A 20,082-nucleotide genomic window follows, 5' to 3' on the forward strand; every position below is an offset into this window, starting at 1 on the left:
GCCGCCCGCCCTCGACCTCGACTACACGTCGAGGAACCGCACGTCCTTGGCGTTGCGGGTGATGAACGACCGACGCGACTCGACGTCCTCGCCCATGAGCACGCTGAACAGCTCGTCGGCCGTGGCCGCGTCGTCCAGCGTCACCTGCTGCATGAGCCGGGTCTCCGGGTCCATCGTGGTCTCCCAGAGCTCCTTGGCGTTCATCTCGCCCAGGCCCTTGTACCGCTGGATGCCCTCGTCCTTGTTGATCTTCTTCCCGGCCGCGCGGCCTGCCTCGAGCAGGGCGTCGCGCTCGCGGTCGGAGTACGCGAACTCGGGCTCGGCGTTCCGACCGCCCCACTTGAGCTTGTAGAGCGGCGGCATCGCCAGGAAGACGTGGCCGTTCTCGATCAGCGGGCGCATGAAGCGGAACAGCAGCGTCAGCAGCAGCGTGCGGATGTGCTGGCCGTCGACGTCGGCGTCGGCCATCAGCACGATCTTGTGGTAGCGCAGCTTGGTGAGGTCGAACTCGTCGTGGATGCCCGTGCCGAGCGCCGTGATGATCGACTGGACCTCGTTGTTCTTGAGGACGCGGTCGATCCGGGCCTTCTCGACGTTGATGATCTTGCCGCGGATCGGGAGGATCGCCTGGAACATCGAGTCGCGGCCGGACTTCGCCGAGCCGCCCGCCGAGTCGCCCTCGACGATGTAGACCTCGCTGCGCTCCGGGTCGTTGCTGCGGCAGTCGGCGAGCTTGCCGGGCAGGCCGCCCAGGTCGCCGGCGGTCTTGCGCCGGACGAGCTCGCGGGCCTTGCGCGCCGCGAGGCGGGCCTGCGCCGAGCCGACCGCCTTGTTGATGATGGTCTTGGCCTCGGCCGGGTTCGCCTCGAACCAGTCGGCCAGGTGCTCGTTGCAGACCTTCTGGACGAACGAACGGACCTCGGTGTTGCCCAGCTTCGTCTTCGTCTGGCCCTCGAACTGCGGCTCGGCGACTTTCACCGAGACGATCGCCGCGAGGCCCTCGCGGATGTCGTCGCCGGTGAGCGCCGGGTCCTTGTCCTTGATGAGCTTCTTGTCCCGCGCGTAGCGGTTGACCGTGGCGGTGAGCGCGGAGCGGAAGCCCTCCTCGTGGGTGCCGCCCTCGGTGGTGTTGATCGTGTTGCAGAAGGTGTAGACCGACTCGGAGTAGCCGGAGTTCCACTGCATCGCGATCTCGACCTGGTGGCCGGTGCCCTCGGCCTGGAACCCCACCGGCTTGCGGTGGATCGGCTCCTTCGCGTGGTTGATGTGGGCGACGAAGTCCTCGAGGCCGCCCGGGTAGTGGAACGTGCGCTCCTTGACCTTGGACACGTAGCCCTCGGCGTCGGGCGCCTCGTCGACCTCGCCGGTCTCGTCGGCGTTCTCGGGCTTGCGCTCGTCGCGCAGCACGATGGTCAGCCCCTTGTTGAGGAACGCCATCTCCTGCAGGCGCCGCGAGATCGTCTCGAGGTTGTAGGTCGTCGTCTCGAAGATCTGGGGGTCGGCCCAGAACGTGATCGTGGTGCCGGTCTTGCGCGTCCTGCCGGCCTCGGTGAGCGGGCCGGGGCGCGCGTGGTCGTAGTGCTGCGTCCAGACCTGGCCGTCACGGTGGATCTCGACGTCGAGCGCGGTGGACAGCGCGTTGACGACGCTGACGCCGACGCCGTGCAGACCACCGGAGACGGCGTACGACTTGTCGTCGAACTTGCCGCCCGCGTGGAGCATGGTCAGCACCATCTCCACCGCCGGCTTCTTCTCCACGGGGTGGGTGTCGACCGGGATGCCGCGCCCGTCGTCGACGACCGAGATGCCGCCGTCGGCCAGCAGGGTCACCTCGGCCCGCGTCGCGTAGCCGGCCATGGCCTCGTCGACGGCGTTGTCCACGACCTCCCAGATGAGGTGGTGCAGACCCCGCTCGCCGGTGGAGCCGATGTACATGCCAGGCCGCTTGCGGACCGCCTCGAGGCCCTCGAGGACCGTGATGGACGAGGCGCTGTAGTCCCCGTTGTTCTTCTTCTGGGCCGAGTTCTGTGCGGCTGCCACGAGCTCCGGTGTCTCCCTCGCGTGGGCACGTGCCCGGGCGCGAGGCGCGCGGGCGGGACCGTCCTGGCCTCCAGTCTACCGGGTCGCTCGTGCAGAAACGGCCCGGGCACGCCGCTCAGCGCGTCACACGGCGCACGAAACGACCGTCGGAGGGTCCGACCGGCCGGGAAGGGTCGTCCGGGGCTCGTTCGCGGCTCTGACGCGGCTTCCCGACGCCGCTCAGCCGTAGGTGTCGCGCGGCCCGCGCCCCGACACGTGGCGTGGTCCGCGCCGCCAGCTGGGGGCGGCGGGGCCGTGGATGCGCAGGGAGGTGACGACGCCGTCCCCGAGGCCCGCGGCCACGCGGGCGACGAGCTGGCGCTGGAGCAGGCGCAGCTGGGTCGCCCACGCCGTCGAGTCCGCCTGCACGGTCAGCACGCCGTCGCGGAGGGACTCGGGACGGGCGTGCTCGGCGACCTCCGCGCCCACCAGCTCGGCCCAGCGGCCGAACACCGACCCGTTCGCCAGTTTCGGTGCCCAGCCACGGTCGCCCGAGAGGCGGGAGGCGAGACGGCCGAGGGTCTGGGGGTCGCGGTCGTCGGCACCGGCCCCCGACCAGCCACGACGCCGGGGGCGTCCGGGCCCGCCGCCGCGGCGCACCGGCCGGCGCACCCCGGCGGCCCCGCCGCCGGCCGCCCGGCGCTCGGCCGACGCGGCGCGGGCCGCGGCGAGCGCGTCGCGGGCGAGGTCGGCGCCCCGGCGCGGGCCGCCGGGACCGTCCGGCGCAGCAGCCCCGTCCAGGCCCGGATCGTCCGGTTCGGGGGTGTGGACAGCGTGGTCAGGACGGCGCTGCTGGTCGCGGCCCGGATCCGGGCCCGGAGCACCCGCCGGTCGCCGCACGTCGCCCGAGTTGTCCACAGCGTCCACAGGTCTGTCCCCAGAACCTCCACCGCTGTCACGCGTCCGGGCCACCAGAACCACCCCCTGTCGTCCGACCGACCGCCGTCATCTCACGCACCGTGCCTGCTTCGACCACGTAGCGTGCTCCCTGCAGGTCGTCGGGGACGTCGTCGTCCACGGCCGCCGTGACGAGCACCTGCTCGGCGCGCGCGGCGGTCCGTGCGAGCGCTCGGCGGCGGCGGACGTCGAGCTCGGCGAACACGTCGTCGAGCACGAGCACCGGCTCCGAGCCCTCGCCGCGCAGCAGCTCGAACCCGCCGAGGCGCAGCGCGAGCGCCAGCGACCACGACTCGCCGTGGCTCGCGTAGCCCTTGGCGGGGCCCTCGCCGAGCGTGAGCTCGAGGTCGTCACGGTGCGGGCCGACCAGGCACACGCCGCGCTCGATCTCCTGGTGGCGCCGCCGCCGCATCTCCTCGAGCAGCACGGCCTCGACGTCCTCCGCGGGCGGGAGCACGGCCTCCGGGGCGCCGAGCGCGTCCACGCCCTCCGCGCGCGAGCGGTAGCGCGCGCCGACCGGCTCGGACTCGGGCGCCACCTCGGCGTAGGCCCGGGCGACGTGCGGCGCGAGGTCCGCGGTGAGCTCGAGGCGTCCAGTGACCAGCGCGGCCCCGGCGCGGGCGAGGTGGGCGTCCCAGACGTCGAGGGTGCTCGTGTCGCCGCGGGCGTTCTTCGCGGTCTTGAGCAGCGCCGAGCGCTGGCGCAGCACCTTGTCGTAGTCGGCGCGCACCCCCGCCCACCGCGGTGCCCGGGCGACCAGCAGCTCGTCGAGGAAGCGGCGGCGCTCACCCGGATCCCCGCGGACCAGCGCGAGGTCCTCGGGCGCGAACACCACCGTGCGCACGATCCCGAGCACCTCGCGCGGGCTGCGCACCGGCGCGCGGTTGACCCGCGCCCGGTTCGCCCGGCCGCTCGCGATCTCGACCTGGACGGTGAGCTCGCGGCCCTCGTTCACCGCCACCGCCCGCACCGTCGCCGACGAGGCGCCGCGCCGGATCAGCGGGGCGTCGCCGGCGACGCGGTGCGAGGCGAGGGTCGCGAGGTAGCCGACGGCCTCGACCAGGTTCGTCTTGCCCTGGCCGTTGGCCCCGACCAGCACCGAGACCCCGGGCGCGAAGGTGAGGTCGGCCTGCTCCCAGGAGCGGAAGTCGGTGACCGAGAGCGCCCGGACGTACATCAGCTCCTCCCCGTCGCGCCGCTCGTCCCGACGGTGTCGCTCAACCCCCGGTGGGCGGCTCGTTCGCCGCGTCGCCGGCCTTGTGCGTCGCGTGCCCGCCGAACTGCGCGCGCAGGGCCGCGACGGCCTTCATCGCCGGCGAATCGACCTGGCGCGAGGCGAACCGGGCGAACAGCGCGGCCGAGATCACCGGCGCGGGCACGGCGTGCACGATCGCCTCGTCGACCGTCCAGCGCCCCTCGCCGGAGTCCTCGGCGTAGCCGGTGATCTCGTCGAGGTGCGGGTCCGCCTCGAGGGCGCGGACCATGAGGTCGAGCAGCCAGCTGCGCACGACCGTGCCGCGGCTCCAGGCCTTCATCACGGCGCCGACGTTGTCGACCGGGCCGCCGGCGCTGAGCAGCTCGTAGCCCTCCGCGTAGGCCTGCATGAGGCCGTACTCCACGCCGTTGTGGACCATCTTCGCGTAGTGCCCCGCCCCGACCGGGCCGGCGTGCACGAAGCCCTCGTCGCGCGGACCCTCCGGGCGCAGGGCGTCGAAGACGGGCATCATCCGCTCGATGTCGGCCGCGTCGCCGCCGGCCATGAGCCCGTAGCCCTCGGTGCGCCCCCACACGCCGCCGGAGACGCCGCAGTCGACGTAGCGGACGCCCTGGGCGTCGAGCAGCTCGGCGTGCACGGTGTCGTCGGTGAACTTGCTGTTGCCGCCGTCGACGACGAGGTCGCCCTCGTCGAGCAGGTCCGCGAGGCTGCGGACCGTGGAGTGCGTGGGCTCGCCCGCCGGGATCATCAGCCACAGCGTGCGCGGCGCCGCGAGCGCCTTGACCAGCTCGTCCAGCGACGCGACGTCGCCGGACCCGTCGTTGGCGTAACCCACGACCTCGTGGCCGGCGGCGCGCAGCCGCTCGGCCATGTTGCCGCCCATCCGTCCGAGTCCGACCATCCCCAGCTGCACGTCGCGTTCCTCTCGGTCGGCCACCCCGGACGGGGCGGCTCCTGCGCACGGGTCGGGATACGCGCCGAACCGTAGGGGCTCAGCCCGGGAGGCGCACCGGCATGAGGAGGTAGAGGTACCCCGGACGGGGCTCGGGGAGGTCGTCCACCTGGTCTCCCGGGCCCGGCTCCACGGCGGTGGCGCCGGCCTCGGCGGGCGCGTCGGCCGCCCCCGCGTCGTCGCCCGCGCCGGGCGCGGCGGGCGCGGCGGCGGGGCGCAGCAGCGCGGGGCGGCTGGGCGTGGTGAACGACAGGTGCGCGTGATCGGCGCCCAGCGCCGAGAGACCGTCGAGCAGGTAGCCCGGGTTGAACGCGATGGTCAGCGGCTCGCCGACGAAGCGGCAGGCGAGTTCCTCCTCGGCGCTGCCCTCGTCGTCACCGCCCGCCGTGAGGCGCAGCGTGTCGTCGGCGAACTCGAGGCGGACCTGCGTGCCGCGCTCGGCCACCAGCGACACGCGCTTGATCGCCTCGACCAGCGGCGCGATCTCGATGACCGCCGCCGAGGTGTGCTCCTTGGGCAGCAGCTGGCGGTAGCGCGGGAACTCGGCGTCGAGCAGCCGCGTCGTCGAGCGACGGCCGCCACCGGCGAGCCCGAGCAGGCCGTCGCCGCGGGCCAGGGCGAGCTCGATGCGCGAGCCCGACGACGTCAGCGTCTTCGCGGCCTCGGCGAGGGTCTTGGCCGGCGCGAGCAGCGCGACCTCGCCCGACTCGCCGCCGCCCGCGCTCTCGCCGGGCTCCCACGAGAACTCGCGGACGGCGAGGCGGAACCGGTCGGTGGCCGCGAGCGTCAGCGTCGAGCCGTCGATCTCGATGCGGACGCCGGTGAGCATCGGCAGCGTGTCGTCGCGGCCGGCGGCCACGGCCACCTGCGAGACGGCCTGCGCGAACACCTCGGGGGCGAGCGCGCCGGCCACCGGCGGCATGTCCGGCAGCTGCGGGTAGTCCTCGGCCGACATGGTCGGGAGGCTGAAGCGGGCGTTGCCGCAGGCGATGGCGGCGCGCGGCCCGTCGACGGTGACGTCCACGGGGTGCGGCGGGAGGGCGCGGGTGATGTCGGCCAGCAGGCGACCGGACACGAGCGCGCGGCCGGCGTCGCCGATCATCGCCGGCACCTCGACGCGGGCGGAGACCTCGTAGTCGAACCCCGAGACCGTCAGCGTGCCGTCGCCCTCGGTGTCGAGCAGGACGCCGCCGAGGACCGGAACGGGCGCGCGGCTCGGGAGGCTGCGGGCGACGAAGGCCACGGCGTCGGCGAGGGCGTCGCGTTCGACGCGGAACTTCATCGCGGGTCCTCCCCCTGCTGGGCCGGTGGCCGAGTTCCGTCCGGCGCGGTGCCGTCGGGCGGTGACGCACCCCGGCGCGGGTGCATCACGGTAGAGCGTGCAGGAGGGGTCCGACACTCCGGGCCCGGTCTCGGTGCGGGCCGATCGGGTCGCCCTTCGGGTGGTCGAGCCGCGTCCTCGGCGTGGCGCGCTCCACGCGTCCACACCACCTGTTCTCTTGTCGTTCTCCGAAGAGAGAAGAACAGTAGAAGTAGTAAGTCCTGTGCGTGGTGTGGATCGGGGCGATCGCTGCAGGTCGGGCGGCCGGTTCCGGTGTGGACACCTCCGCGTCGGCGGTGCCCGGATCCGGGGACGGAGCGGCGTGTCCGGTGGACGGACCGCGTGCTGTCCGGCTCGTCCCGCCCGTTTCCACCGCCGGGCGGCGGATGTCCACAGACTTGTCCCCAGCTGTGGGTCGATCGGGAGTCGAACGATCGCGGTGTGCTACCGCACACGGAGCCCGGCGCGCGGCACCGTCGTCTCGGCGCGTCGGGCCTGCTCCAGTGGTCACCGTCCGTCGCTCGAGGTGACGCCCGATCTCGACGCAGCGTGAGATCTCGGGCCCGGCGCGAGCCCGGGCGCGCGGAGGGGCAGCGAGGGTGGCGTTGGCTGCGTCCTGGGCGCCCCCACGCGTCGAGGGTCGGCGAGGGGCGTCCCCGGCTGCCTGGGAGGCAGCGAGGGTGCCGTTCGCTGCCTCCTCGGGGGCGAGCTCCCGCGTCGCTGGCCTCAGCTGCGGGCGCGCTGCTTGATGCGCGCGGTGAGCTCCTGGACCTGCTCGTAGGTCCGGCGGCGCTCGGCCATCTCCTTGCGGATCTTCTTGTCCGCGTGCATGACCGTGGTGTGGTCGCGGTTGCCGAACATCTGCCCGATCCGGGGCAGCGAGAGGTCGGTCAGCTCGCGGCAGAGGTACATGGCGATCTGGCGGGCCAGGGCGAGCGCCTTGGTCTTGCCGGGGCCGCAGAGGTCGTCGATGGAGACGCTGTAGAACTCGGCGGTCACCGCCATGATCGTCGGCGCCGTGATCTCGGACTGGCGCGAGTCCGGGATGAGGTCGCGGAGCACGATCTCGGCGAGCTGGAGGTCGATCGGCTGCCGGTTGAGCGAGGCGAAGGCGGTGACGCGGATCAGCGCGCCCTCGAGCTCGCGGATGTTGCGCTCGATGCGGTCGGCGATGAACTCGAGCACCTCGGGCGGCGCGGCCATCCGCTCGCCGGCGGCCTTCTTGCGCAGGATCGCGATCCGGGTCTCGAGCTCGGGGGGCTGGATGTCGGTGATGAGGCCCCACTCGAACCGGGTGCGCAGGCGGTCCTCGAGCGTCTCCAGCCGCTTGGGCGGGCGGTCCGAGGACACGACGATCTGCTTGTTCGCGTTGTGGAGGGTGTTGAAGGTGTGGAAGAACTCCTCCTGGGTCCCTTCCTTGCCCTCCAGGAACTGGATGTCGTCCACCAGCAGCACGTCGACGTCGCGGTAGCGGCGCTGGAAGGCGACCTTGCGGTCGTCGCGCAGGCTGTTGATGAAGTCGTTCGTGAACTCCTCGGTGGACACGTAGCGCACCCGCATGCCCGAGAAGAGGCGTTGGGCGTAGTGGCCGACGGCGTGGAGCAGGTGCGTCTTCCCGAGCCCCGAGTCGCCCCAGACGAACAGCGGGTTGTACGCCCGCGCCGGCGCCTCGGACACCGCGACGGCCGCGGCGTGGGCGAACCGGTTGGACGCCCCGATGACGAACGTGTCGAAGGTGTACTTCTCGTTGAGGCGGGTCTGGGAGCGCGGGGCGCCGCGCGCCGGGTCCGGGCCCGTGTCGCGCATCTCGCCGACCGGCTCGCCCGGCGTGCGCGGAGCCCAGATCTCGTGGACGGCGGCGAGGCCCTCGCGGACCTCGTCGACCTCCTCCTCGGGGTGCGCGCGGTCCGGGTTGTGGGTGACCCGGCCGACGCCGGCGGCCGCGGCGATCGCCTCGGCGCGGTGGGACGACGTGGGTGCGCTCGGCGACGAGGTCGCGGCGAGGTAGCCGGTGTCGGGCCCGGTGTCGGGGTGGTGGCCGTCGTTCGTCGGGTGACCGCCGTCGGCGGAGAGCGAGACCCGCGGCAGCGGCGACGTGCTGGGCCCGATGTCCGGCGTCGGGCGGGCGCTGTGGTCCACGCGCACCGCGAGCGAGACGGGCCGGCCGATGTGGCGCGAGAGGCAGGCGACGATCGGGTCGCGCAGCGCACGCTCGATCGCCTCCTTGGCGAACTCGCTGGGCGCGGCGAGCAGCGCGGTGTCGTCGAGCAGACCGAGCGGGCGGGTCACGCGCACCCACGCCCGCTGCTGCGGGGAGAGCGTCGCCCCGTCGCCCGAGCCGGCGGTGAGCTCGGCGACGACCTGACCCCAGGTCTCGTCGAGGTCGAAGAGCTGGTCCGACACCGCACCCCCTCCGTCCCCTGACACCGTCGTGGGTACTGCCGACCCGTCGCTGGGCACACGTGTCCACAGCCCTGTCCACAACTGTGCACGACGGCGCGCTGAGGGTGGCGAGCGGGTGCGACGGGCGCCCCCCGACGCCCGGGTCCTCCACCCCCCGCTGGAGCCACTCCGCCGGCCCCGGGCCGAGGTCGCACCCTCGGCGAGTGGTGGACGCTAACAAGCTCCCCGCGACGCCCACAACCTCCCCCGGACGGCGGTGCCGACCCGGGGTGGGCGACCCGGTCGCAGCACCGGCTACCCTGGTCGCGAAGCGGAGCCGCTGCCGTGCGGGTGGCCGGATCCGATCCGTGACTAACCGTGGTGTCGCCCTCACGCGACGCGTTGGAGCAGGAGAACCCGAAAGTGGCCAAGGGCAAGCGCACGTTCCAGCCGAATAACCGTCGGCGGTCGAAGACCCACGGCTTCCGGCTGCGCATGCGGACGCGCGCCGGCCGTGCGGTGCTCGCCGCGCGTCGCCGCAAGGGCCGCGAGACCCTCAGCGCCTGATCGCGCGCGGGTCCGACCCGCTGGCACGACCCCACGACGGGACCGCTCCTGGCAGGACGCGGTCCCGTCGTCGTGTGCCGGGTCCCCGCGCCCCTCCCCGCTGACGCCCTCGTGCTCCCGCGCCCGCTCCGGATCACCCGGCCCCAGGACTTCCGCCTCGTGCTGCGCCGCGGACGCCGTGCCGGGCGCCGCCGCCTCGTCGTCCACGCGCTGCCGCCCGCGGACGTCCCCCCGACGCCCGACCGGCCGGCCCGCGCGGGGCTGGTCGTCGGCCGTGGCGTGGGTCCGGCCGTCACGCGCCACCGGGTCAGCCGGCGGCTGCGTCACCTCCTGCGCCCGCGCCTCGAGGCGCTGCCGGCCGGGACGGACCTGGTGGTTCGCGCGCAGCCGGCGGCCGCCGACGCGACGTCCGCCGAGCTGGGCGAGGACCTCGACGCCGCTCTCGCCCGCCTGCGGCTCACGGACTGAACAGGTAGTTCCGCTCGGTGTCGACGATCCCCGTGACGGGCCGCCAGCCCGCCGCCCAGGTGTGGCCGCGGTACCCCAGCTCGCCCGTGAGCCGATCGAACAGTGCGTCGGCGCCGACGCCGTACTTGCGCGTGTGCCGATCCTCGATCTCGAGCAGCAGGTGCGGTCGGTGATCCGCGAGCGTCGCGGCGCCGCCGTCGAGCAGCGCGCCCTCCGCACCCTCCACGTCGGCCTTGACCAGCGCGAGCCGGCCCGGCACGAGGTCGGCGACGGCGGTGTCGAGGGTCTCGACCGCGACCACCTCGAGGCGCCGCCCCGGGAACTCCCGGTTCGGTCCGTCGTCGCACGCCCCGGCCGTCACGAACGCGCGGCCGTGCACCGGCAGGCCGCGGCGGCGGGGCACGGAGAGCTCCGCGGTCCCGGGGACGGCGCCGAGCGCGACCCGGTGCAGCCGCACCCACGAGAGGCCCGCGGCGCGGACGCCGAGCCGCAGCGCCCGGTGTGCGGCGCGCTGGGGCTCGAAGGCGTGGACCGCGCCGCCCGGCCCGACGAGGTCGGCGAGCACGTGGGTGTACAGGCCGAACTCGGCGCCGACGTCGAGGCACACGTCGCCCGGGCCGACGAGGTCCGCGAGGCCGAGGATCTCCTTCTCGACGGCGGAGCCCCGACGCGCGGCGGCCGCGAGGACCCGGTGGACGGTGCGGGAGCGACGCGTCCCCGCGGGCACGCCCGGCGACGGTCCGTCCGCCCCACCACTGCGTCCTTCGGTGGCCGCCCCTCCGTCGATCGACACGGGGCGGATGCTCCCACGGTGGCGACGGCCGACCGCGGGAGCCCTGCAGGCGGTCGCTTCCGGGCCCGCGGACGGGCACCATGGAGCGCACGACCGGGAGCGCCGCGTGACGGGTTCTCGGCATCCCCACGGCGGGCGGCCGTGGTCGCGACGAGGAGGACGGCATCGGTGGAGGACCGGGCACCGGTGCACGGCGCGGCGGGGGAACCGCCCGCCGCTGACGCCCGGGAGCCGGGCGCCGTCGGTCGGCCGTCGGTCGCCGTGCGCGCGCTCGTCGCCGTGCTCGGCTTCTACCAGCGCTGGATCTCGCCGATGTTCCCGCCGTCGTGCCGCTTCCACCCCACCTGCAGCGCCTACGCCGTCGGCGCGCTGCGGACGCACGGGGTCGTGATCGGCACGGGGTTGACCCTGGTCAGGGTGGCCAAGTGCGCCCCCTGGCACCCTGGAGGCCTGGACCCGGTGCCGCCCCGCGGGCACCGGACGCGGTGCGGGTGGCCCCGCCGCGCCGCCGACACGGGGGCCGAGACCCCCCACCACGAGGAGCGAGAGTCGTGCTGAACTTCATCTACTACCCCGTGTCGGCCATCATGTGGTTCTGGCACGAGGTGTTCGGCTTCGTCCTCGGGCCCGCCAGCGGCCTCGGGTGGGCCCTGTCGGTGATCTTCCTCGTCTTCACGCTCCGGGCCCTGCTGATCAAGCCGTTCATCAGCCAGGTCCGCTCGATGCGCAAGATGCAGGAGTTCCAGCCGCAGATCAAGAAGCTGCAGGAGAAGTACAAGAACGACCGGCAGAAGCTCGCGGAGGAGATGCAGAAGCTCCAGCGCGAGCACGGGGTCAACCCGCTCGGGGGCTGCCTGCCGCTGCTGGTCCAGCTGCCGGTGTTCATCGGTCTGTTCCACGTGCTGCGGGGCTTCCAGCCGAACTTCCCCTACAACTACGTCTTCGACCGCGCCGACATCGAGTCGTTCACCAACGCCGACATCTTCGGGGTCCGGCTGAACGAGGCCGTCGCCGGCGGGATGCCCGCGCCCGGGAGCTTCTCGTTCACCTTCGGTGACTTCCAGGCGAGCGTGCTGCCGGTGGCGCTCCCCCTGATGATCGCCGCGGCGGTGGCGACGCACTTCACCGCTCGCGTCTCGCAGCAGCACCAGAGCCCGGCGGCCGCCGCGAACCCGCAGGCCGCGATCATGGGCAAGATCACGATGTGGCTGTTCCCGGCCGGCCTGCTGATCTTCGGTGTCTTCTTCCCGGTCGCGATCCTCATCTACTTCCTGAGCCAGAACACCTGGACGCTCGCCCAGCAGTTCCTCATCTACCGCAAGATCGCCCGCGAGGAGGAGGAGCTGCGCGAGCAGGCCCGCGAGCAGCGTGACGCGATGGCCCCGAAGGTCGGCCAGAAGCCGCAGGTCGGTCAGAAGCCGCAGCGCCGACGCCCCGCCGGGACCTCCGGGACCTCCGGGACCACCGAGACCACCGAGACCGCCGAGACCGGCGCGGAGGAGTCGGCCGACGAGGTCGTCGTCGGGGACGGCCGGGACGACGCCGTCGACGCGGACAGCGACGTGCCCGACGCGCAGCCGGCCGCGGGGGCGACGGCCGGCACGACGGCCGGCGCGAAGGCCGGTGGCGGGGGCAAGCCCGGCAAGGGCTCGGGCCGGCGCGCGCCGGGCAAGGTCGGTCCCGCCCGCAACGGCGGCGCCGCCCGGCAGGGGACCGGCACCGCGACGCCCGGCAAGGTCGCCCGCGGCGGCGCCAACGGTGCCGGCAACGGGTCGGGGGCGTCCGGCGGCAACGGTTCCCACGGCTCCGCCGGCGGGCCGGGCAAGGCCGGCGGCAACGGCGGCAAGGGCGGCCAGCTGGCGTCCTCGGGCCAGGGCAAGCGCGGCAAGAAGAAGAAGTAGCCCGCGGGCGGCGGGTGCGGACGGCCGGACCGTCCCCCGCCGACACGGGCCCCGGCCATCGCGCACGCCCCCGGGCCGCGCGAGCCGGACACGGACCCGCACGCGCGCGGAGCGGCGCAGCGCGTGCCAGACGGCCCTCCGGGGCCCGGCGGAAGGAGACGGCGTGTCGGAGACGGTGGCGTCGCAGGAGCAGGAGCAGGAGCAGGAGCAGGACCAGGACCAGGACCAGGAGCAGGAGCAGGACGGCTCGGCCCGGACCGACGGCCCGGCGGAGGACGCGTCGCGGGCCGAGCGCAGTTCGGAGGACCAGCTCGTCCGCGAGGGCGACATCGCGGGCGACTACCTCGAGCGCCTGCTCGACATCCTCGACTTCGACGGGGACATCGACCTGGACGTCGAGGCCGGCCGCGCGGTGGTCAGCGTGGACGGGGGCAAGGACCTCGAGAAGCTCGTCGGCGCCCGCGGCGACGTCCTCGAAGCGCTCCAGGAGCTCACGCGCCTGGCGGTCCAGCAGTCCACCGGTGCCCGCAACCGCCTCATGCTCGACGTCGCCGGCTGGCGCTCGCAGCGCCGCTCGGAGCTGACCGACCTCGGGCGCACCGCCGCCCAGGAGGCCAAGGACACCCACCGCTCGCAGCGGCTGCGGCCGATGACGCCGTTCGAGCGCAAGATCGTGCACGACGCGGTCGCCGCGGTCGGCGGGGTGCGCAGCGAGAGCGAGGGCGAGGAGCCCCGCCGTCGCGTCGTGGTCCACCCGGCGGGCTGAGACCGGTGAGCGGTCCGATCCGGCGTGACGTTCCACGTGGAACACGGCGATGAGCACCACCCACGACGGGGCCGCGGACGGCAGCGGTCCCGTCGAGGTGTCGGCGGTCCCGGCGACCCCGGCGGCGGCCGCGGCGGTGTTCGGTGACCGCCTCGCGGCCGCCGAGCGCTACGTCGCGCTGCTCGCCGGGCCCGGCCACGAGCAGGGGGTGATCGGTCCCCGCGAGCTCCCACGGCTCTGGGAGCGTCACGTCCTCAACAGCGCCGCGGTCGGCGAGGTCCTGCCCGCCGACGCGTCGGTGGTCGACGTCGGGTCCGGCGCCGGCCTGCCCGGCATCCCGCTCGCCCTCGCCCGCCCCGACCTCGCGATCACGCTCCTCGAGCCGATGGCGCGCCGGGTGGCGTGGCTGGAGCGTGTCTGCGAGGAGCTCGGGCTGACCGTCACCGTGGTCCGGGGGCGCGCCGAGGAGCGCGAGGCCCGCCGCCGGTGCGGGGAGAGCGACGTCGTCACGGCGCGGGCCGTGGCGCCGATCGGGCGACTCGTGACCTGGACGCTCCCCCTCGTGCGCCCGGGTGGGATCCTGGCGGCGATGAAGGGCGCGAGCGCCGCGAGCGAGGTCGAGCGTGACCTCAAGGAGATCCGCGCGGCCGGTGGCGACGACCCACGGGTGGTGCACTGCGGCGTGGGAGAAGCGGCGACCACCGTCGTGCTGGTAAGCCGGAGCGAGCGACGCGGCCCCTCCCCCGGTTCCGGACGCCGCGCGCGCGGCAGGAAGGATCGAGCCCGTGACCGACCGACCGACACCTAGCCGCTCTGTTCCACGTGGAACACCCGCCGACCGTCCCTCCGCCGAGAAGGTGCGCGAGGCCGTCAGCGACGCCGCGGCGAGTGTCGGGGCGGGCGTGCTCGGCGCCGGCGAGGTCCTCTACCCGAACGGTGACGAGGGTCTGACGCCGATCGCCGAGGAGGCCGCCCGCGCCGCGCGCGTGCTGCACCCCGAGGACCACCGACTGCCCCGCCCCCCCGAGCGGCGCATCATCACCGTCGCCAACCAGAAGGGCGGCGTCGGCAAGACGACGAGCGCGGTCAACCTCGCGGCCGCGCTGTCGCTGCACGGCGCGCGCGTGCTCGTCGTCGACCTCGACCCGCAGGGCAACGCCAGCACCGCACTCGGCGTCGACCACCGCAGCGGGACCCCCTCGATCTACGAGGTCCTGCTCGGCGAGATGACGATCGACGAGGCCGCCGCCGTCTGCGAGCGCTCGTCGGACCTCCTGTGCGTGCCCGCCACGATCGACCTCGCCGGCTCGGAGATCGAGCTCGTCTCGATGCTCAACCGGGAGTCGCGACTCAAGAACGCCCTGACGAGCGAGGCGCTCGACCGGCTCGACGTCGACTACGTCGTCATCGACTGCCCGCCGTCGCTCGGCCTGCTCACGTTGAACGCGATGGTGGCGGCGCCCGAGGTGCTCATCCCCATCCAGTGCGAGTACTACGCGCTCGAGGGCCTGAGCCAGCTGCTCAACAACATCGCGCTCGTGCAGTCGCACCTCAACCCCGAGCTGCACGTGTCGACGATCCTGCTGACCATGTACGACGGGCGCACCAAGCTCGCCGACCAGGTGACCAACGAGGTCCGGGCGCACTTCGGCGACGTCGTGCTGCGCACCGTCATCCCGCGCAGCGTGAAGGTCTCCGAGGCGCCCGGCTTCGGTCAGACCGTGCTCACCTACGACCCGGGCTCACGAGGAGCGATGAGCTACCTCGACGCGGCACGGGAGTTCGCGGCGCGCGCGGTCGTGCGCCGTCAGCGCGAGGGTGAGGGAGTGCGATGAGCGAGCGCACCGAACGGCGCGGCGGGCTGGGACGCGGGCTCGCAGCCCTCATCCCGACCGGTCCCCCGGAGACCGAGGGCGCCCCCGCCCCGTCGCGGCACGGTCTCGGCAACCAGGCCGCGGACGTCGTGTTCGGGTCGCGGCGCACGCCGGAGCCCCCGGCGGAGGCCCCGACGAGCAATGGGTCGGCGCCCGACCCCGAGGCGCCCGGCCCCGAGGTGTCCGGCGAGGTGTCCGGCGAGGTCGCCGGCGCGGTGTACCGCGAGGTGCGCCTCGACGGCATCCGCGCCAATCCGCGCCAGCCGCGGCAGGTCTTCGACGAGGAGGCCCTCGCCGAGCTCGAGCACTCGATCCGCGAGTTCGGGCTGCTGCAGCCGATCGTCGTCCGCGAGCTGCCTGACCCGGAGCCGGCTCCCGACGGCGGGCCGTCGCTCACCCACGAGCTCGTCATGGGCGAGCGGCGCTGGCGTGCGGCCCAGAAGGTCGGCCTCGAGCACATCCCGGCGATCGTCCGGCAGACGCCCGACGACACGCTCCTGCGCGACGCGCTGCTCGAGAACATCCACCGCGTCCAGCTCAACCCGCTGGAGGAGGCGGCGGCGTACCAGCAGCTGCTCACCGAGTTCGACGTGACGCACGAGCAGCTCGCCGACCGCATCGGACGCAGCCGCCCGGCGATCACCAACACGATCCGCCTGCTGCGCCTGCCCGTGGCGGTGCAGCGCCGGGTGGCCGCCGGCGTCCTCTCGGCCGGGCACGCCCGGGCGCTGCTCGGTCTCGACGACCCGGGCGCGCAGGAGGAGCTCGCCGCGCGCATCGTCGCCGAGGGCCTGTCGGTGCGCGCGGCCGAGGAGGCGGTGACGCTCGCCCGCGGCGGGCAGCCGCCGGCGAAGAAGGCGCCGGCCCGCCGGCCGATGCACGCGCCGGGGCTCCAGGATCTCGCCGAGCGCCTGTCGGACACCTTCGACACCCGCGTGAAGGTCGAGCTGGGCCAGCGCAAGGGCCGCATCGTCGTGGAGTTCGGTTCGGTGGACGATCTGGAGCGCATCGCGCGTCTGATGGACTCGGCGCCCTCCCCGGGCTCCGGACCCCAGGACTGATCGTCGGGGCCCCCAGCGTCGATCTGGGGGCGCCCTGAGATCGACGGAGAGCGGCGGGCCGTGGCGGCGATCGTCCGGACCGGTTCGTCCACGTGGGGGACCCCGCGCCGGAGACGACGCGGGACGGTGCCCGTATCCTCCTCGCGGGCATCGGTTCGCCGGGACACGGCGCGGACGAGCTCGACCATCGTCGGGGAAGGCGGAACGCGTGTCGCGGACCTGTGTCGGGGTCACCCTCGACAACATCGATGAGCTGCCGAAGCAGTGCCGTCGATGCGTCTACTGGGAGATCCCCCCGCACCTGAGCGACCAGGCGGAGGACTTCGGCACCGTCGAGCTCGAGAAGGAGGCGTGGGTCTCCGGCGTGCTCCTCGAGTGGGGCTCGTGCGGACGGATCGCCCACGTCGACGGCGTCCCCGCCGGCTTCGCGTTCTACGCCCCGCCCACCGCCGTCCCGCGCGCCGCCGCGTTCCCCACCGCGCCCGTGTCCCCGGACGCGGTGCTGCTGTGCGGGCTGCACGTGCTGCCCGACTTCGCGGGCGAGGGCGTCGGACGCCTGCTGGTGCAGGACGTCGTCCGCGACCTCACCCGTCGCGGCGTGAAGGCCGTCGAGTCGTTCGCGGACGACACCGATCGCCCGCGCGCCGAGGGCCACGGTCGCACCGACCTGGACACCCCGACCTGCGTGCTGCCCGCGGCGTTCCTGCGGGCGGTGGGCTTCAAGACGGTCGCGCCCCACCCGCGCTGGCCGCGGATGCGCTACGAGCTGCGCACCGGCTTCAACTGGAAGGAGGACGTCGAGGCGGCCATCGCCCAGCTCCTGGGCTCGGTGACCATCTCGACGGCCCCGGCCGCCGCGCCCCCGGCGCGCGTGGGCTGCGGCTGAGCGGGCGCGCCCGCCGCGTTCGTCGGGCCGGCCGCCGTCCTAGCGGGCGGCGGCCGGGCGGTTGCTCTCGCGCTGGAGCACCTCGGCCCAGGTGAACGTGCCGGTCGGCTTGTCGTCCTGCCCGAGCAGGTAGAGCCGCTTGACGGCGACGAGGATCCCCTCGGCCACGACGTCGCGGAAGCCCGGGTCGAGCAGGGCGGCGCGGTCGCGGTCGTTGGTGAGGTAGCCGATCTCCACGCGGACCGCGGGCATGCGCGTGAGCCGCAGGAGCTCCCACGGGCGCGGGTGCACCCCGCAGTCGAGCATCCGGGTGCGGGCCAGCAGCTCGCGGTGGATGAAGCCCGCGAGGGCCTCGCCGACCGTCGAGGTCGCGCCCGTGCCGGTGCCGAAGTGGAACGCGGCGAGGCCGTTGGCGGCAGGGCTGGCGTTGGCGTCGACGTGCAGCGACAGCACGACGTCGGCGCCCGCGGAGTTGGCGAAGCCGGCCCGCTCGGCGTCGGTGGGGCAGTCCTCGGGACCGTGGGAGAGCAGCGCCTCCATGCCGGCGGCGGCCATGCGGCCCTCGAGGCGGCGGGCGATGTCGCCCACGAGCCCCGCCTCGGTGACGGCCTCCACCCCGGTGCCCACCGAGACACCGCGGTCGGCGCCCCCGTGGCCCGGGTCGATGACGATGCGCTTGCCCGAGAGCCGCGGGCCCGCGCGGTGCAGGCGCTCCTGCTCGCGCAGCAGGCCCGGGCGGCCGCCGGTGACCTTGCGGCCGAGGTAGCCGAGGTGGCGCAGGGTGCGGGGTCCGCACATCCCGTCGGGGCTCATGCCGTAGTCGCGCTGGAAGCTGCGCAGCGCCTGCTCGGTCTGGCGGCCGAAGACGCCGTCGGCGCGGCCCGAGTCGTACCCGAGCTCGAGCAGCCGCTCCTGCAGTGAGAACACGTCGTCGCCGGTGAGCGGCTGCTGGGTGTGGAGCAGCAGCATGCGGTCGCCCAGCGCCCAGCGGGCGTCCCGCAGGGCCCGGTAGGTGGCGGGACCGACGATGCCGTCGGTGATGAGGCCCCGGCGCTGCTGGAAGATGCGCACGGCCTGCTCGAGCTGGTCGTCGAACAGGGCCGGACCGGGGCCCGTCGGCTCGAGGATCCCCATCTCCTCGAGTGCTGCCCGGACCTCGGCGACCGGCGGGCCGGCGTCACCGCGGCTGAGCAGCTGCATGCACTTCGCTCCCGATCGTCCGCGTCCGGGGTCCGGACTCCACACCTCGTCACGCTTCACTGACGCCTCATTGTGCCCTGCCGCGCGGGTCACGCCGTGCAGCGGGGCGTCGTCGCGGGTCACGGTTCGGGCTCGCCCGGCACACACACGACGGCGCCGGGCGGTCACCACGAGGGGTGACCGCCCGGCGCCGCGGAGACGGATCGATGGGTGTCCCGGCTCCGTCAGGCCAGGACGTCCGAGAGGTCGTCGAGCAGGACCGACTTCGGCTTGGCACCGACGATCTGCTTGACCGGCTTGCCGCCCTGGAAGACGAGCAGGGTCGGGATCGACATGACCTGGTAGTCACGCGCGGTGGCCGGGTTCTGGTCGATGTCGAGCTTGGCCACGGTCAGCTTGTCGCCGTGCTCGGCGGCGATCTCCTCGAGGACCGGCGCGACCATCTTGCAGGGGCCGCACCAGGTCGCCCAGAAGTCGACGACGACGGGCTTGTCGCTGCCCAGGACCTCGTCGGCGAAGGTGGCATCGGTGACGTTCACGGGCGCGCTCATCGCGGCTCTCCTCGGGTGTTGACGATTGACTGGTCGGGCGGTCAGGACGGGGCGGGGACGGCTGCGTCGATCGGGCCGGCGGGCTCGGACGATCCCTCGTCCACCGAACCCGCGCGGGCCACCGGGCCACCGTCGCGGGCGCGGATCGACGCGAGCTCGTCCACCTCGGCACCGTCGACGCCCGGGGTGGGCGGCGGGGCGGTGTCGCGGGTGCTGTCCGGCTGCTCGGCGAGCCAGCGCTCGGCGTCGATCGACGCCTGGCAGCCGCTGCCGGCGGCCGTGATGGCCTGGCGGTAGGTGTGGTCGACGAGGTCGCCGCAGGCGAAGACGCCGGGGATGTTGGTGCCGGTGCCGGGCAGGGCCACGCGGACGTAGCCCTCGTCGTCGGTGTCGACGACGTCGCGGACGAGCGCGGAGCGCGGGTCGTGACCCACGGCGACGAACATGCCGGTGACGGCCAGCGTGTCCTCCTCGCCGGTCAGCGTGTGGCGAACCCGCACGCCCTCGACGGTGTTCTCGCCGAGGACCTCCTCGACGACCGTGTCCGTGCGGATGGTGATCTTCGGGTCCTGACGGGCGCGCTCGAGCATGATCCCGGAGGCCCGGAACTCGCTGCGCCGGTGCAGGATCGTCACCGACCGGGCGAACCGGGTCAGGAACGTCGCCTCCTCCATGGCGGAGTCGCCGCCGCCGACCACGACGATGTCGTGCTCGCGGAAGAAGAAGCCGTCACAGGTCGCACACGCGCTGACCCCGCGGCCCAGCAGCTTCTCCTCGCCGGGCACGCCCAGGTACCGGGCCTGCGCCCCCATGGCGAGGATGACGGAGCGGGCGTGGTGGTCGGTGCCGTTCACCCGGACCGACTTGACGTCACCCGTGAGGTCCATCGACTCGACGTCCTCGGGACGCAGGTCCGCCCCGAAGCGCTCGGCCTGCCGCCGCATGCGGTCCATGAGCTCCGGGCCCTGGATCTCCTCGGCGAACCCCGGGTAGTTCTCGACGCCCGTCGTCGTCATGAGGGCGCCACCGAACTGGCTGCCCTCGAACTCGAGCACGTCGAGCTGGGCGCGCGAGGCGTACACCGCAGCGGTGTACCCAGCCGGTCCCGAGCCCACGATGATGACGTCGTGGATGGTCTGGTCGCTCACGTGGGCGTCAACGTCCCGCA

The 20,082-nt window shown here is 74.0% G+C and carries 19 protein-coding genes; 9 read left to right on the top strand and 10 right to left on the bottom strand.

Features of this window, described 5'->3' with window-relative positions; all coding sequences use genetic code 11:
• Positions 1-21: 21 nt before the first annotated feature.
• The 6 genes from gyrB to dnaA all read right to left on the bottom strand — a co-directional run bounded on the left by gyrB (position 22) and on the right by dnaA (position 8,868).
• Positions 22-2,040: a DNA topoisomerase (ATP-hydrolyzing) subunit B gene (gene gyrB / locus ACYX4T_RS19390; protein ID WP_476010913.1), complete on the bottom strand. Its 2,019-nt coding sequence runs from the start codon at positions 2,038-2,040 to the stop codon at positions 22-24.
• A gap of 219 nt (positions 2,041-2,259) precedes the next feature.
• Positions 2,260-2,820, bottom strand: coding sequence for a DciA family protein (locus ACYX4T_RS19395; RefSeq protein WP_476015313.1), 561 nt, complete (start codon positions 2,818-2,820; stop codon positions 2,260-2,262).
• A 154-nt stretch (positions 2,821-2,974) separates the two neighbouring features.
• On the bottom strand, positions 2,975-4,153 hold the full coding sequence (gene recF, locus ACYX4T_RS19400) for a DNA replication/repair protein RecF (RefSeq protein WP_476010914.1): 1,179 nt from the start codon (positions 4,151-4,153) through the stop codon (positions 2,975-2,977).
• A 40-nt stretch (positions 4,154-4,193) separates the two neighbouring features.
• Positions 4,194-5,105 carry a phosphogluconate dehydrogenase (NAD(+)-dependent, decarboxylating) gene (gene gnd / locus ACYX4T_RS19405; RefSeq protein WP_476010915.1) on the bottom strand — a complete coding sequence of 304 codons (912 nt, stop codon included), beginning with the start codon at positions 5,103-5,105 and terminating at the stop codon, positions 4,194-4,196.
• A gap of 79 nt (positions 5,106-5,184) precedes the next feature.
• Positions 5,185-6,426 carry a DNA polymerase III subunit beta gene (dnaN, locus tag ACYX4T_RS19410; protein ID WP_476010916.1) on the bottom strand — a complete coding sequence of 414 codons (1,242 nt, stop codon included), beginning with the start codon at positions 6,424-6,426 and terminating at the stop codon, positions 5,185-5,187.
• Positions 6,427-7,191: 765 nt separating this feature from the next.
• Positions 7,192-8,868: a chromosomal replication initiator protein DnaA gene (dnaA, locus tag ACYX4T_RS19415; RefSeq protein ID WP_476010917.1), complete on the bottom strand. Its 1,677-nt coding sequence runs from the start codon at positions 8,866-8,868 to the stop codon at positions 7,192-7,194.
• 402 nt (positions 8,869-9,270) lie between these two features.
• On the opposite strand from dnaA, the gene rpmH reads away from it, so the two are divergent.
• Together rpmH and rnpA are read left to right on the top strand one after the other, a co-directional pair.
• The gene (gene rpmH / locus ACYX4T_RS19420) at positions 9,271-9,414 is read left to right on the top strand and encodes a 50S ribosomal protein L34 (RefSeq protein ID WP_133826811.1); all 144 of its coding nucleotides are present in this window, start codon (positions 9,271-9,273) and stop codon (positions 9,412-9,414) included.
• A gap of 111 nt (positions 9,415-9,525) precedes the next feature.
• A complete protein-coding gene (rnpA, locus tag ACYX4T_RS19425; RefSeq protein ID WP_476010918.1) occupies positions 9,526-9,882 on the top strand; it encodes a ribonuclease P protein component in 357 nt (118 codons plus the stop codon).
• Here rnpA and ACYX4T_RS19430 read toward each other — a convergent pair.
• Positions 9,872-10,609, bottom strand: a complete 738-nt coding sequence (locus ACYX4T_RS19430) for an FkbM family methyltransferase (protein ID WP_476010919.1) — start codon at positions 10,607-10,609, stop codon at positions 9,872-9,874. The genes rnpA and ACYX4T_RS19430 overlap by 11 nt on opposite strands.
• 234 nt (positions 10,610-10,843) lie before the next feature.
• Here ACYX4T_RS19430 and yidD point away from each other — a divergent pair, with 234 nt between their 5' ends.
• The 7 genes from yidD (at position 10,844) to ACYX4T_RS19465 (ending at position 17,163) form a co-directional block, all read left to right on the top strand.
• The gene (gene yidD, locus ACYX4T_RS19435; protein WP_476010920.1) at positions 10,844-11,233 is read left to right on the top strand and encodes a membrane protein insertion efficiency factor YidD; all 390 of its coding nucleotides are present in this window, start codon (positions 10,844-10,846) and stop codon (positions 11,231-11,233) included.
• On the top strand, positions 11,227-12,576 hold the full coding sequence (gene yidC, locus ACYX4T_RS19440; RefSeq protein WP_476010921.1) for a membrane protein insertase YidC: 1,350 nt from the start codon (positions 11,227-11,229) through the stop codon (positions 12,574-12,576). The genes yidD and yidC overlap by 7 nt, the downstream gene beginning before the upstream one ends.
• Before the next feature lie 163 nt (positions 12,577-12,739).
• Positions 12,740-13,342, top strand: a complete 603-nt coding sequence (locus ACYX4T_RS19445) for a Jag family protein (protein WP_476010922.1) — start codon at positions 12,740-12,742, stop codon at positions 13,340-13,342.
• 49 nt (positions 13,343-13,391) lie between these two features.
• Positions 13,392-14,150 (top strand): 16S rRNA (guanine(527)-N(7))-methyltransferase RsmG, encoded by a 759-nt coding sequence (rsmG, locus tag ACYX4T_RS19450; protein ID WP_476010923.1) that lies wholly within the window; start codon positions 13,392-13,394, stop codon positions 14,148-14,150.
• A 94-nt stretch (positions 14,151-14,244) separates the two neighbouring features.
• The gene (locus ACYX4T_RS19455) at positions 14,245-15,177 is read left to right on the top strand and encodes a ParA family protein (protein ID WP_476015314.1); all 933 of its coding nucleotides are present in this window, start codon (positions 14,245-14,247) and stop codon (positions 15,175-15,177) included.
• Positions 15,174-16,277, top strand: coding sequence for a ParB/RepB/Spo0J family partition protein (locus ACYX4T_RS19460; protein ID WP_476010924.1), 1,104 nt, complete (start codon positions 15,174-15,176; stop codon positions 16,275-16,277). The genes ACYX4T_RS19455 and ACYX4T_RS19460 overlap by 4 nt, the downstream gene beginning before the upstream one ends.
• Positions 16,278-16,485: 208 nt before the next feature.
• Positions 16,486-17,163, top strand: coding sequence for a GNAT family N-acetyltransferase (locus ACYX4T_RS19465; protein WP_476010925.1), 678 nt, complete (start codon positions 16,486-16,488; stop codon positions 17,161-17,163).
• 39 nt (positions 17,164-17,202) lie between these two features.
• Here the strand turns inward: ACYX4T_RS19465 and ACYX4T_RS19470 are convergent, their stop codons facing one another.
• The 3 genes from ACYX4T_RS19470 to trxB all read right to left on the bottom strand — a co-directional run bounded on the left by ACYX4T_RS19470 (position 17,203) and on the right by trxB (position 20,062).
• A complete protein-coding gene (locus ACYX4T_RS19470; RefSeq protein ID WP_476010926.1) occupies positions 17,203-18,363 on the bottom strand; it encodes an N-acetylmuramoyl-L-alanine amidase in 1,161 nt (386 codons plus the stop codon).
• A gap of 224 nt (positions 18,364-18,587) precedes the next feature.
• Positions 18,588-18,914 (bottom strand): thioredoxin, encoded by a 327-nt coding sequence (gene trxA / locus ACYX4T_RS19475; protein ID WP_274203755.1) that lies wholly within the window; start codon positions 18,912-18,914, stop codon positions 18,588-18,590.
• Between the two features lie 41 nt (positions 18,915-18,955).
• Positions 18,956-20,062, bottom strand: a complete 1,107-nt coding sequence (gene trxB / locus ACYX4T_RS19480) for a thioredoxin-disulfide reductase (RefSeq protein WP_476010927.1) — start codon at positions 20,060-20,062, stop codon at positions 18,956-18,958.
• Positions 20,063-20,082: the final 20 nt, after the last annotated feature.

The organism is Actinomycetospora sp. ABD4_176 (assembly GCF_056311855.1).

What these genes read in the sequence shown, in the direction of transcription:
- ACYX4T_RS19470 (WP_476010926.1), bottom strand. Translation starts at nt 18,363, where the DNA reads ATGCAGCTGCTCAGCCGCGGTGACGCCGGCCCGCCGGTCGCCGAGGTC.
- recF (WP_476010914.1), bottom strand. Translation starts at nt 4,153, where the DNA reads ATGTACGTCCGGGCGCTCTCGGTCACCGACTTCCGCTCCTGGGAGCAG.
- ACYX4T_RS19460 (WP_476010924.1), top strand. Translation starts at nt 15,174, where the DNA reads ATGAGCGAGCGCACCGAACGGCGCGGCGGGCTGGGACGCGGGCTCGCA.
- trxA (WP_274203755.1), bottom strand. Translation starts at nt 18,914, where the DNA reads ATGAGCGCGCCCGTGAACGTCACCGATGCCACCTTCGCCGACGAGGTC.
- dnaN (WP_476010916.1), bottom strand. Translation starts at nt 6,426, where the DNA reads ATGAAGTTCCGCGTCGAACGCGACGCCCTCGCCGACGCCGTGGCCTTC.
- rsmG (WP_476010923.1), top strand. Translation starts at nt 13,392, where the DNA reads ATGAGCACCACCCACGACGGGGCCGCGGACGGCAGCGGTCCCGTCGAG.